Source organism: Sphingobacterium paramultivorum (assembly GCF_014109745.1).
Classification (GTDB): Bacteria; Bacteroidota; Bacteroidia; order Sphingobacteriales; family Sphingobacteriaceae; genus Sphingobacterium; species Sphingobacterium paramultivorum.
The window spans coordinates 4,593,176-4,606,901 of record NZ_CP058555.1 but is presented as its reverse complement, the minus strand read 5'-3'; the positions used below and the strand labels follow the sequence as shown (position 1 = coordinate 4,606,901).

Annotated in this window: 9 protein-coding genes; all 9 read left to right on the top strand. The window is 38.6% G+C overall.

Annotated elements, in window-relative coordinates; genetic code table 11:
* The first annotated feature begins 63 nt into the window (after positions 1-63).
* The 9 genes from HS960_RS19290 to HS960_RS19250 all read left to right on the top strand — a co-directional run bounded on the left by HS960_RS19290 (position 64) and on the right by HS960_RS19250 (position 13,714).
* Entirely contained in the window at positions 64-1,194 is a 1,131-nt protein-coding gene (locus HS960_RS19290) for a clostripain-related cysteine peptidase (protein WP_182330408.1), read from the top strand.
* 160 nt (positions 1,195-1,354) lie between these two features.
* Entirely contained in the window at positions 1,355-2,059 is a 705-nt protein-coding gene (locus HS960_RS19285) for a hypothetical protein (protein ID WP_182330406.1), read from the top strand.
* Between the two features lie 91 nt (positions 2,060-2,150).
* Positions 2,151-4,121, top strand: a complete 1,971-nt coding sequence (locus HS960_RS19280; RefSeq protein ID WP_153844798.1) for a DUF4836 family protein — start codon at positions 2,151-2,153, stop codon at positions 4,119-4,121.
* A 175-nt stretch (positions 4,122-4,296) separates the two neighbouring features.
* Entirely contained in the window at positions 4,297-5,097 is an 801-nt protein-coding gene (locus HS960_RS19275) for a tyrosine-protein phosphatase (RefSeq protein ID WP_227550088.1), read from the top strand.
* A 271-nt stretch (positions 5,098-5,368) separates the two neighbouring features.
* Positions 5,369-6,952 carry a DUF3843 family protein gene (locus HS960_RS19270; protein WP_182330404.1) on the top strand — a complete coding sequence of 528 codons (1,584 nt, stop codon included), beginning with the start codon at positions 5,369-5,371 and terminating at the stop codon, positions 6,950-6,952.
* 297 nt (positions 6,953-7,249) lie between these two features.
* Positions 7,250-7,804 (top strand): RNA polymerase sigma factor, encoded by a 555-nt coding sequence (locus HS960_RS19265; protein WP_153844800.1) that lies wholly within the window; start codon positions 7,250-7,252, stop codon positions 7,802-7,804.
* Between the two features lie 56 nt (positions 7,805-7,860).
* Complete coding sequence (locus HS960_RS19260) at positions 7,861-8,817, top strand: FecR family protein (RefSeq protein WP_153844801.1); 957 nt, start codon at positions 7,861-7,863, stop codon at positions 8,815-8,817.
* 3 nt (positions 8,818-8,820) lie between these two features.
* Positions 8,821-12,168: a SusC/RagA family TonB-linked outer membrane protein gene (locus HS960_RS19255; protein WP_182330403.1), complete on the top strand. Its 3,348-nt coding sequence runs from the start codon at positions 8,821-8,823 to the stop codon at positions 12,166-12,168.
* Positions 12,169-12,190: 22 nt separating this feature from the next.
* A complete protein-coding gene (locus tag HS960_RS19250; protein ID WP_227550089.1) occupies positions 12,191-13,714 on the top strand; it encodes a SusD/RagB family nutrient-binding outer membrane lipoprotein in 1,524 nt (507 codons plus the stop codon).
* Positions 13,715-13,726: the final 12 nt, after the last annotated feature.

Genomic DNA, 13,726 nt, shown 5'->3' with positions numbered 1-13,726 from the left:
ATGTTTGTTTGATGTATATATTTGATTTTTAGATATATTTGTTGCGATTTTAATTGTATTTTGATGAATTCTAGGCTGTTCAGATTATTTGGAGTGTTTTATTTGCTATTTGTAGTGCTGTTAACTAGTTGCAATGACAAAGAAAATGCTATAAATGAAAGAGATGGTCGTGTTGTGTTGGTTTATATTGGGGCCAATAATAATTTAGTTTCGGATGCTTACAATAGCATCAATGCAATGGAAGAGGGAATGGTTGGATTAGATGCAGATGTGTATGTGTATGCGACTTTGGCAGGTACTACACCTAAAATTTATAAAATTGTTGCTGACCAGAGCCCGGAAATAAAGAGTACGGTCATCAAATCTTATGGGGATCAAGATTCGGCGAATCCAGTAGTGATGAAGCAAATCCTGCAGACGATGAAAGGATATGTTGGTAATCGCCCATCAGGTCTGGTTCTGTGGTCACATGCAACAAATTGGCTGCCGAATGTTGGGGTCAAGTTAATGTCGTTTAATGAAGATCGGGGAAATAAAACGGAGTTGCGAGATTTGCAGGCGATCATTCCTTCTGGGCTTGATTTTCTCCTATTTGACGCCTGTTCCATGGCAAGTGTCGAAGTATTATATGAACTTCGGGATAAAGCAAAGTATACGATAGCTTCTCCAGCAGAAGTGCTTTCAACCAGTATGCCTTATCATTTGGTCTTGAAACACTTGGTCGACCCTGATCTTGAACGGGGGCTGATATCTACTGCGACAACATATTTTAATTTTTATAATCAGTTGACAGGACTCTATCGATCTGCTACTATTTCTGTGGTCAATAATGCATATTGGCCAGATCTTGCAAATAACGTTCACGTCGCACTGACCAGATCCCCGCTCACGGTGATCTATCGCGATAACTTACAGCGATTGGATTTTGATGAAAAATCCTTATCGGCTGGCTTTGATTTTCTTGATTTTGTACATCAGAATATGTTGCCGATTGAGACTACCGCTATCGAGGCTACAGTTTCGAAATTGGTTATTTATAAGGCGAATACAGCAACTTTTTTAGGTAAACCCATTTTGCGATTTTCTGGACTGTCCTGTTATGTCCCTAATGATTTAAATAAGTGGATACATCCCTATTATAATTCGCTCCAATGGGCTAAGGATAGCGGTTTTAATTCCTTTGTGAAGGAGTAATAGCATCGCATTGGTTTTCTTCATTTTTCCCTGAAATCAGGTAGTAAACTGCATTCTCGTTTTTAATAAATTTGTCAATAGGAAAAAAATAGCACAATGTTTGCTGTTCATGTCAAAACATATATTGATTTGACAAATTATTAATCGTTACAACGTTGTAATGGAAGAAGTACTTAAAGTGAAAGGAAAATTGAAAAGATTTTATACGATGATCTGTGCCGTTGTAATGGCGTTGACATTATCGAGCTGCTTTGATTTTGTTGAGCAGATCGACTTAAAAACGAATGGTTCTGGGCATATTGCAGCGACATTGAATTTAAGTAAAAGTAAGACCAAGGTAGCTTCTTTAATGAAGATGAAAAGTATCAAGGGAATCCAGATCCCTTCTCAGGCCGATATGGAGAAAGAGATTCGATCTGCGGTTCAGCTACTCAAGCAGACTAAAGGTATTTCAAATGTACAATACAGCACAGATTTTACCAATTATATCGTTAATATTTCATGTGACTTTAGTCAGATAGAATCGTTGAATGCCTTTTCAGATATATTGGCAAATCGATTTAAAATGAAGATATCGAATTCAAACCGCTATTATTATAACGCACAAAGCAATGTGTTTGAACGCAAATTTGTGGCTTCTGCTGACTGGAAGACAAAATTCAATCAGTTGGGAAGCGATAATACGACCCAGTTTGCAGATGCATTCTATACGCAGATTATTCGTTTTGAAAAACCGATAGCATCTCAGGCAAACGGCCTGGCAAAGGTTGCCGGAAATAAGAAAGGGGTCTTGCTAAAGCTACCTTTTATGGATTTGGTATATGGTAAATCGAGTTTGGCAAATAAAATCACATTAACAAAATAACCTAATAACATTGGTGAAACCAGGACCATATTTAGTTGCTGAAAGCGCTTCTATAGAGTAGGTTGGGTGTAGCTGAAAAATTATTTATAAGATGAAATCAAAAATTATACTGGTAGGATTAGCCTGTTTGTCTTTTGGGACAATTGTAAAGGCGCAGGACTTGATCAAACAGATCCCTGAAGATGCAGAAATGATTGCGGCCTTTAACGTAAAAGATATTGTACAGAAGGCTAATGCAAATAAGCTGAACGAGTTGCTTCAGAAAGCAGGTTTTTTTGAGAAATCTGGAATCTCAGCGAGCAATGATATTAAAAATTTGGGAGTAGACCTATCTCAAACGGCCTATTTTTATACCAGAAAGACCGATAGTATCAGTTTTACGGAATTTATATTTTCCTTGAACAACAGAGGGCAATTTGAGAAACTGCTTCATGAGGCTGGAGAACCCAAAGCATTTGCCAATGGTTATACGAGCATAGGTCTCAAAGCCGGCAGTATGTTGTTGTATAACGATCGGGTTGCTCGATTTATTTCGGCGACGACAAATACCACCTTTTTGGATAATGATTCGATCGCTAGTCGTTATGGAATCAAAAAGGTGGATTACGTTGCACGTCCAGCCGACGACGAAGATGCTTGGGCAGATACAACTGTAGCCGCTGTGGATTCGGTTGCCGTAGTCTGGGATGCGGATGAAAATCTAGCTGTACCGGTATCCCCACCGGTTGCTATAGCTGTGGAGCCTGATACGATAGTAGGTGCTACGGAAGTACTGCCACCTGTTGCTGATATTGCGATGGATGAAGCGGCAGAAATACATGATCCTAGTTATTATGATTCACTTTATACGGCCTATGAAGATCAAAATCGGAAAAACGATTCTATTCGTAACGGCTTACGCGATAAATGGTTGTTGAATGAGGTTACCCGTTTGCTTTCAGGACGTTATAAGCCTTTGTCAATTGCAGATCAGGATAAGGTTTTAAAGAATCTCGGGCTTATTCGATTGTATGTTCCTCGTGTAGAGGATCTGTACCGTGGTCTTTTACCTTATACCACCTCTCTTCCTTATTATTATATGGGAATCAAACTGGATAAGTTCAAGACGGGATATCAAGACGGTCTATTGGATTTAGTGCAAGAGGGGAGTGTGCTGAAATTAAAGGGATCTGTGGGTTTAGATAAAGACCTTGCTGAGATGACCAAAAGAATGTATGCGCGAAAACCTAATTCAAAGTTCAGTAAATATTTAACGGATAAAACCTTAGGTTTTTTTAATGTGAATATTAATTCGGAGGCTTATCTGAGAGAAATGCCTGCCTATATGGCAAAATATTATAGCGGTTTGTTGGGGCCTCAACAAGATGTTGTAGAATGGGGACTGATGGCTCTCGAAATAGCGCTAGATGAAAAGGCCATTGCCCAGGTGATGCCAGGAGACCATTTGGTTGTCGTTAACGGTCTTCGGAAGTTCAAAAAAGACTATATCGATTACACCTATGACGATGATTACAATGCAACCGAAGTGAAAAAGACGAAGGAAGAGACGCTTCCAGTATTTATTTGGATGTTCACGTCAAAGGATCAACGTCTGATAAAAAAAGGCTTGGACATGGCTGTTTCAAAGCAAGTTGGGCAGGTTTATGACGGTATTTATGCGTTTTCAAAACAGCAAGCCAAGGATTTTCCAATGTATGTTCTCTTGAAAGAAGACCTTGTAATGGTCAGTAATGATTCATTGTCTCTAAATGATATCCGTCAGAATAAGATGAATGCTCCCGGAAATAAAGACTTTGTAAAACTGATGAAGCAAAACAAGATGTCAGCAGCTATAGACCTACAAAAGCTACCTGCTATGTTAAAGGAAATGGGGGTTGCACCTGGTAAACAATGGGAAGCAACGCTGGCACAACTCAATCAATATGGCAGTACCGCAATTACTTCAAAGGGCGTAGTGGGTAACCGTGCCGAAGTTGAAATGTCGACAAGATTGCCGCAGACCAGTGATGGTGCGATCGGTTATTTACTCGATCAAATTTTGGCGGAATTAAATAAAAAGTAACTAAAGGAGGGTGCTGAACAATTTTATTGCACTATTGTTTGGGTGTCTTTTGTAATATTATGGTTATATTTTTATAATGTTAAAATAATATTAAGATCGTTTGGCTTGTTTATGGTACTTTTGACGTTTAATAAATTAAGTAAATAGACTAAAAAACGATTTTATACATCACGGTATGGGGATATTTTCAAAACTGTTTGGAAACAAAACTCAGGAATCAAAAGTAAAGGTTGTCGGTAAATTGGCCTTCTTGGAGGTGGATATGCATAACCATATCCTTCCTGGAATAGATGATGGAAGTCAATCAATTGAACAATCATTAGTATTGTTGAAAGGGCTTGGCCGAATGGGCTTCGAGAAATTTATATGTACACCGCATATTATGGATGGTGTACATCCAAATTCGATTCGTACGATTGAAGCTGCTAAGGACAAATTACTAGCTGGTATGGTTGGGCTGCCTAATATGCCGGAAATTCATGCAGCAGCTGAACATATGATTGATGACGGAATCGTGAATCTAATCGGGTCAAATGAACTCTGTGTTATGCCCGGTGGTTATGTGCTTATTGAGATGTCCTATTTACAAGAATCCAAAGCGCTATTTCAAACGATATTGGATATACAAAATCTCGGTTATCAACCTATTTTAGCGCATCCAGAACGTTATAATTATTACCATTATAACTTTAATATGTATAAACAGATTAAGGACGCCGGTTGCATGTTGCAGCTGAACTTGTTGTCTATCAGTCGGTATTATGGTGTTGAGGTGAAATCGGCAGCTTTGACGATGATTAAATCTGGGATGTATGATTTTGTGGGGTCAGACGCACATCATGAACGCCATTTGGCTGCTTTAGAAGATGTGGTGGCTAAATATCCTGTACGTGATTTACTCAAAACATGTCCCATATTGAATCCGTCATTGCAGGACCATTTGGGAAGTAATAAGAATGTGATCGCTACTGGCTAGCATCAAAATATATTAATTGGAGAAAGAGATACCCTTTTAGGTATCTCTTTTTTTGTGACAATTTTATCTTTCCTGGCAGATACCGCCTGCTTTTAGTCCAGTTAGTCTGCTTTGCAGTAAGGACGTATTTTAAAATTTTACGAGGGATTCTTGGTTGTTATTTGCTGTTTGTGGTTGCTTTAGCTCATGTAGATTATTTTCGTCCGCGTTTGTGTTTTGCCCGTATGGATATTTCGAAAATTTGGCTACTTTTGGTTTTAGCATTTTTCATATGAGAGGAAACAGAATTTTTATTCAAGACTGGATAGCACACCATACTTATCAAAAAACAAACGAAATAGATAGTTATTACTTACGCGTTGCAAATGAAATCAATGATAGTTTATCTACCCTATGGTTTGAGGAGCAAGAGACAAATGATCTCATCCATACCGATGCTTTAAAGACATTGAGTATCTATCTAACGTGTTACTTAGAAGACGTTATTGCGAAAACAGGAATTTTTGCTGCTTTTAGAACGATCCATACAGAACTATACAATCAACTTTTGCCTTTTTATAGTGATAATGACCTAATGGATTATTATGCTGAGGATATTAATAGTGAAGATATTGCTGTATTGACCTGGTTGTTTTTCAGTGAACGTAATCCACATTTATTTATTGATCCCCGTGGTCGTTTGATCCAATTGGTTACAGATTTGGCCTATTCGATCTTGGAAGAACATTATGAAGTTGCTCCTGAAAATGAAAAGTTAAAACTAGAATATGTTTTGGACGAAGGAGCGAACTATTTTGAAGTCCGTAATTTTATTGAAAAGCTTGTCGCCACAAATTACCTGACAGCGGGTGAATATAACACCAATCTCAATCATTTGATGCAAGTTGCGGAGATAGGGCGATATCAACACGATCAGAATCAGTTACAGCAGATGATCTATCGCGTTCGAGATAACCATTTCAATAATTATAGACTGCATCTGTTTGCATTGAAGGCATCTGAATTTGTAGCTGAGGTGGTTGGCAAAGAACATGCGCTATATGGTATTGTCAAAACTTTAGGTAATCGCATTAATAGCTTTTTTGAATATGTAAAAACGGACGAGCTTTATGTGCATGTAAAACATATCGGTACAAAGTCTGCGTTTAAAATCTTTAAGGACTCTATACAGCAATTTGTTGAACCTACGGAAACCTTATCTTTCTATATGGAAATTGTGCCATGGAAAGATGCTTGGAATCTCTCTGGAATCATGACCGTTGTGAATACCGATGAGGTAAATTTTGATTTACCGGAGCAGTATGAGATGACTTATCGCATTGAGGCCTTGAATGGTAAGGATAAGAGCTTGAAGAAAACGGAAAAGCAGCTGAAAGATATGGGTAAATTGTTCCAGTCAGAGCATAAGGCGGCTGTTGCGTTTATGGAAGGAAAAGAAGTGAAGGAATTTGCAACAGATTTCTTTAAGAAATATCAACAAAAATATCCGAGCAAAGAAGAATCTCCACTTCCAGAATCAAATTTGGATCTTACGGAAGATGCCCAAGTTACGGTGTTCTTTAATCCAAAAACGGGTTTAGAAGTTTTTGGCGGTATAGCGGAATTCTTTCCATTAAAGAATAACAACTTTGTAGAGAAAGATGATCAAAGTGAGGTACCTTATGCACGGTATTTTTTGAATCTTTTGGTTGAAGATTTTTTCCCAAGCGAGTTGCCGAAGTACTATGTTAATCTATTTAAGGCGGAGGTGGATAAACAGTTCTTCTTTCCAGTGAATGATGCGGTACTCGATTTCTTTCTCCGTTTTTATAAGCGAGGAACTTACTTCTTGGGGCCATTTCCGTTGTTAAAATAGTAAGCAGTATTGTAATCAATAGAAATAAATAAAAATTCCATGGCATACATGTCATGGAATTTTTTTATGTATTTAAGTCAGGCTATTCTTTGCTGTAGAAGATTGTGTGGTCTCCTGGCCACTATTTTGTTGATCGAATATCCCATGATACTAGTGTTAATTTAATGTAAATTCATTATAATTAAATTGTTACCACTTATTTTGCTTGAGCTTACATGCCGCACATCCTATGCATTTCATGGGCATATTTTAAAAAATTCTCACTAAACTTGTAGGATCAATTATATGTGATGAAGAATGCCTATTGAAAATAATAATGCCCTGGATTTTAAAACCTTCTTTTTGTTGTATAAGGACAAAGTGTATAAATATGCTTATTTACATCTGAAAGAAGAACCAGCTGCTGCGGATTTGGTCCAGGAAACATTCTCCCGAATTTGGAAAAAATGGGCGGAATTAGACGGAAATAAAAATCCGCAGTCTTACCTCTATACGATTGCCCGAAATCTTGTGTTTGACGAATTGCGGAAACAAAAGGTCAGATTCCAATTTCAAGCTTCAGATATCGATCAGACCAAATTGGTAGACAATTCGAATGAGGAAGCTATTCGGTTTAAAGATTTGGAGCGAGTTTATCGTGAGGCCATTTCAAAACTCCCAAAAGCGCGACTCGAAATTTTTCTTTTGAGTAAAGAAGAGTTTTTGGATAATCAGGAAATTGCAGATAGGCTTGGGATTTCCGTTAATACCGTTCGAGATCAATTGGTTAAAGGCAATAAGTTCGTTCGGCAATATATTATTGATCATTTTGAGATTTCAATAGCCCTATTGATTTTTTTAAATATTTTTTAGAGCCGCATCGTCTTTCGGTCATCTAGGTACGTATATGTATTTAAAGATGGGCATAGATGATGAATTCCAAAATAGCTGCTTTATATAAAAAATTCCTTAAGGGAGAACTTAGTCCCGAGGAAAACACCATATTTCTTGATTTACTGACATCTTGTGACAGGGATGAACTTCCAGGTGTGGAGGAAGTCGTTGCGCTGGACGATCGCGATTGTGAACTAAATAAAACAACTTCCGAGGATATCTTCTTTACGATTACAGGGACCTCGTTGACTCAGCCAGTAATACCTATTTGGAAAAGGCGTTGGTCTGTCATTTCCGCAGCCGCCTGTTTACTGTTGATCAGTCTCGCCTGCCTATTCCAATTTAAATTTAAGGAACAACATGGGACTACAGCTTCTGAAGTTGTTTATTATTCCAATCCGACAAAATTTGTTAAGCGCCTTGTATTACCAGATGGTACACATGTTTCTCTTCGACAAGGGGCAGAGATTGAATTGTTGTCAGATTTCGATACCGACAGTTTACGTCGGATAAAGCTTTCTGGGGAAGCATTTTTTGAGGTAGCGAGGAATCCGGAGCAACCTTTTGTAATTGCCAGTTCTGGCGACTTTGATGTACGTGTATTGGGTACAGCATTTAATTTAAATTGTTCTGAAGGACATAGCAGCCTGGTGTTGAATCATGGCAAAGTACGGGTCTCACGTGCTGGACAATATTCTGTTGTTAGTCCCGGAGAGAAAGTCGCCTATGATAAGCAACACAAGCAATTTGATGTATCCAAGGCCGATACAACTATAGCCTCAAATTGGAAAAGTGATCTTTTGTCATTTAATCAAGTTCCACTCACGCAGATCGTAGCCGATCTAAATAATCTTTATCCTGACAGTAATCTCGAATTAATCGATTCTTTCCGGACTGAAAGTTATACCGGTTATCTACCGGCTAGCGATTTGGAAAAATCTCTCAAGATGCTTAATACTGCATTTAATCAAACAATTATCCATAAAAAGTAATTTATGAAAAGAACCAATTACTATTTAAAACTTATGGGAAGTGCGCTGCTCTTTCAGTCGCTCGCACTTCAGACCATGGCCTCACAATTTTCAACCAGTGAAGGAATCGGGAAAATCCTCACGCGAATGGAACAGAAATTCAACGTCAAATTTGGTTATGACGCTTCGATCTCGAACCAAAAGATCAATGAAGCCGCTGACCTTGATAAATTGAAAAAGGAGCAAATTGTTCAATTTATCCAGACAATTTCAGACGGAAATCTTGAGGTCAAAAAAATTGATGAGAAGCTTTATGTGATATCGAGAAAAACTGGCAACGATACTAAGGTGAAAAACGACAAGCCAGTTTCTAACGCCGCCAAAGAGATCCGAGGAAAGGTTGTCGACCAAGAAACGGGGCAGCCTATCGCTGGTGTGACCGTACGGATTAAAGGGACTGCCATTGCTGTAACTACCGACGGAAGCGGTGTCTTCAAACTGCCAGATACTGCTGACGATGCGATCCTCCAAATTTCCTATATAGGGTATGAAAGTGTTGAAATTTTGTCGACACAAGCAGGCACTATTAAACTAGTCAAATCTTCCGAAGCATTGGAAGAGGTTGTTGTTACAGCGTTGGGAATAAAAAGAGAGCAAAGGGCTTTGGGGTATTCAACTCAAAGTGTGAAGGGAGAAGATTTGACTCGTGTGAAAGGAGTAGATGTCGGAACGACTTTGACCGGACGTATTTCTGGTGTACGTGTTATGAATAGTACAGAATTTAACAAAACACCACAAATCGAAGTACGTGGACTGACACCTATTTTGGTCATTGATGGCGTGGCTTACGAAAATATGGACCTAAGGGATGTCCCTGTCGACAATATCCAGGATATGACGGTCTTGAAAGGAGCTACTGCTACCGCCCTTTATGGAAGTAAGGGACAAGGAGGAGCAATCATGATCACGACCAAAAAAGGTCTAGCAGAGAAAGGAACAGAGATTACGGTGAATACCAATAATATGTTCTTTTCAGGCTATCTTGCGTTGCCTGAGGTACAGCATAGCTATTCTTCGGGCGAGTCCGGAAAATTTAACAATGATGATTATGTCTGGGGGGATAAGTTGGATATTGGCCGAACTGCCGAACAATGGAATCCAATTAGCAAACAGTATGAAGTAAGTGAGCTTACGTCAAGGGGTAAGGACAATTTTAAAAACTTTTTGGAACCAGGCTTCATCACCAACAATACAGTCAGCTTTACTAATCAAGGGGACCATGGAAGCATAAGAACATCCATTAACCATATTTATAATAAAGGACAGTATCCCAATCAAAAGTTGAACCTGACAAATATTTCGGTGACAGGAACAACCAAGATCAGCGAGAAATTTGACTTGGAAACTAGGCTTGGGTATAACCGAAGTTCTTCCTCTAATAATTTTGGTTCTGGCTATAATGATCAAGGATACATCTATAATATCTTAGTGTGGACCGGCCCTGAATATAATTTGAAAGATTACAAAGACTATTGGCTGGTGAAAGACCAGTCTCAAAATTGGATGTATAAAGGATGGTATGACAATCCATACTTGATCGCGCACGAAAAAACTACTCCCGAATTAGTCAATAAGGTGAATGCTGCTGTTACCTTGAATTATAAGGTTAACGATTGGGCGAAATTCATGGTGCGATCTGGTTATGATTATTATGGCAAGTCAAGGACTCAGCAAAATCCGATCGGAATATATGGAACACGGGGCGGATTTGAAGATTTTGGTGGATTTGATAGTAAAGGGAAGTATATGAAAGCCGATTATGATGGCTTTGCGACGACGAATGATGCGATCTTTACTGCCAAGAAAAATTTTGGCGACTGGGGAGTTGATGGATTATTAGGGGGGTCTATTTTCTATAGCAAGGATAATAATTTGATCGCGAATACGGTTAACGGTTTGTCAATTCCAGGATTTTATTCATTACGGAATTCAATCGATCCGGCAAAAGCGGTTGAGTCGCGTGTTAAAGAAATGCGGAATGGCCTTTATGGACGTCTTTCTTTGTCTTGGCGAAATGCGATCTTTTTGGAAGCTACTGGACGTAATGATTGGGTATCAACGTTAACGAAGGATCATCGCTCTTATTTTTATCCTTCAGTTTCAGGAAGTGTTGTTGTTACGGACCTACTTCCATCAAAGCCTCTCTGGTTGGACATGTTCAAAGTACGGGGATCTTGGGCTATTACAAAATCTGTACTGAATCCATATGAGATAAATTCAACTTTTACGGTTACAAGCAATGTTTGGAATGGCTTGCCAACAGCCTCCTATCCGAATATTATCAAAGACTATTCGATTTCACCTACGCAACGCGATTTGACGGAGTTCGGGTTTGACTTCGCGGTATTGAACAATCGGTTGTATGGTAATTATACCCGCTACTATCGTTTATTACACAATCAGATTGTCAAAGCTAAGATTTCAAAAACTACAGGATTTGAGGAGCGCTTGATAAATACAAAGGAAGAGGAGATGACTAAAGGGCATGAAATCACATTGGGAGGTACACCGATTAAGCGTGAAAATTTCCAATGGGATATTACGATGAACCTTTCTCAGAACATGCGCTATTTCCACAAGTTAGATCCTCAATATTCAAAAGATGCATTATATGTTAAGGAAGGATTGCGGGCCGATTATATCGAATATAAGGACTGGGAGCGTTCTCCGGATGGACAGATGATACTAAATAGTTCTGGGATGCCAATTTCAGCTCAGTATGCCAATCAATTAATAGGATATACTGCGCCAAAATGGTTTTGGGGTTTTTCAAATCAGTTTCGTTATAGAGACTTCTCATTTGGTTTTAGCCTAGATGGTCGAATTAAAGGGATGTCCTACTCAACAATGAATGGTCGTTTATGGCAGACAGGTTCTCATCCTGATTCAGATACACCATACCGTTATGAGGAGGTGGTTAATGGCAATAAAACCTTTATCGCTCCGGGTGTTAAAATTGTTTCCGGTAGTGTGACCTATGATAAATACGGTCAGATTACAGAGGATACGCGTGTATTTGCTCCAAATGATAAAGTGGTTTCATATGAGGGGTATTACAAACGAGCCTATTCAGGCCGATGGAATTATTGGGACGAAACATTCATTAAACTTCGTGAATTGTCGCTTAGTTACCGAATGCCCGATAAGATCGCTTCGAAGTTTAAAGCGAAACGCGCCAGTGTCGGTGTGACGGGGCAAAATTTATTGTTGTGGACCAAAGAGTTTCGTTTCTCAGATCCAGATGTTGGTTCTGAAGATTTAAGTTCACCATCGATGCGTTACATTGGTTTCAATATTAACCTAACTTTTTAAAAATTACATGACAAATATGAACATGAAAAGATTATTGACGTATATCACCCTAGGTACTTTGGTGATGTCGACAAGTTGTTCCAAATTTGATGAGATCAATACCAATCCTGAGACACCATCGGTTGTTAAACCTTCCATGTTGGCTACTCGTATAATATTAAATTTGGCACGCCAATCCTCAACTAAAGGTTTTATGCAGCCTTATATGCTTACCAAAGAGATTGCTTGGACAGAATTAACAGAGGGATATCAATACAATAGCCTCGGCGAATGGGATATCTCGATGACCTCGATCAACGATGCTCATTTTATGGGAGAGTTTGCAACAAGCGAAAAACTCAAGAACTCGTATAATGGTCTGATGTATTTTGCGCGTGCCATGAAGTTTTACGAGGGGACAATGAGTGTTGGAGATATTCCCTATAAAGATGCATTAAAAGGGGAAACGGATAAAGTTTATTTTCCTAAATATGATACTCAAAAAGATGTTTTTCTGGGTATTTTGAATGAATTGGAGCTTGCAGATAAACTCTTTTCGGAAGGTGAAAAATTTGATGGTGATCCATTGTTCGCTGGAGACGTCACGAAATGGCGCAAATTGGTAAACAGCTTTGCATTAAATGTTCTTATTCAATTAAGCAAAAAAGAAAGTGATGCCGATCTGAAGATAAAAGATCGTTTTAAATCAATCTTGACCAGTAAACCGATCTTTGGTAGTAATGCAGATAATTTTCAAGTCGTTCATGAGGACAAAGCCAGCCAAACTTATCCTTTTTATAAGATTAGTAATAGCTTTGTTATTTATCCTATTGTTTCGACAGAGGTTATTGACCGATTGAAACAATATCAAGATAGAAGATTGTTTTATTATGCGAATCCTTCCGCATTACAGATCACAAACGGTAAACAGTCTAATGATTTTAGCGCGTACATAGGGACAGATCCTTCTCTTTCCTTTAGTGAAATTGCTGAGTTAAAGAAGAAAAATGATTATTCTAAATTGAATGACCGTTATACGGAACTAGTTAGTGGTGAACCAACACAACAATACAGTTATGCACATCTATGTTTTGTGATAGCTGAAGCTGCCGCAAGGGGCTGGGTTGCCGAATCTTCCGTTAATTGGTATAAGAAAGGAATTGAAGCCGCAATGAAATTTATAGCGGATAATACGCCGAATACGGCTCAATATACCCATAATATGCCATTGGATGCCAACTACATCAATACAGCAGTAGCAACTTATGGAAATCAATTTCCGGTTGTACTCGAAGCACAACTGGAGGCTATTATGACACAAAAATATTTAGCCAGTTACTTGCAGGGTCGTATGACCCCATATTATGATTACAGAAGAACGGGCTATCCTAAATGGAAAATCAATCCAACATCAAGTTTGAATTCAGTCGCACCGGATAAAATACCGATGCGGTGGCGTTACCCATCATTAGAGTACAATTATAATTCTGCAAATTTGGACGAGGCAATGCAGCGCCAATATAAAGGCAATGATGAGATCAACCAATTGATGTGGCTTTTGAAATAGACCATTTGGAAA

Coding starts and splice junctions, on each gene's coding strand:
- HS960_RS19290 (WP_182330408.1), top strand. CDS start 64: ATGAATTCTAGGCTGTTCAGATTATTTGGAGTGTTTTATTTGCTATTT.
- HS960_RS19285 (WP_182330406.1), top strand. CDS start 1,355: ATGGAAGAAGTACTTAAAGTGAAAGGAAAATTGAAAAGATTTTATACG.
- HS960_RS19280 (WP_153844798.1), top strand. CDS start 2,151: ATGAAATCAAAAATTATACTGGTAGGATTAGCCTGTTTGTCTTTTGGG.
- HS960_RS19275 (WP_227550088.1), top strand. CDS start 4,297: ATGGGGATATTTTCAAAACTGTTTGGAAACAAAACTCAGGAATCAAAA.
- HS960_RS19270 (WP_182330404.1), top strand. CDS start 5,369: ATGAGAGGAAACAGAATTTTTATTCAAGACTGGATAGCACACCATACT.
- HS960_RS19265 (WP_153844800.1), top strand. CDS start 7,250: ATGCCTATTGAAAATAATAATGCCCTGGATTTTAAAACCTTCTTTTTG.
- HS960_RS19260 (WP_153844801.1), top strand. CDS start 7,861: ATGATGAATTCCAAAATAGCTGCTTTATATAAAAAATTCCTTAAGGGA.
- HS960_RS19255 (WP_182330403.1), top strand. CDS start 8,821: ATGAAAAGAACCAATTACTATTTAAAACTTATGGGAAGTGCGCTGCTC.
- HS960_RS19250 (WP_227550089.1), top strand. CDS start 12,191: ATGAAAAGATTATTGACGTATATCACCCTAGGTACTTTGGTGATGTCG.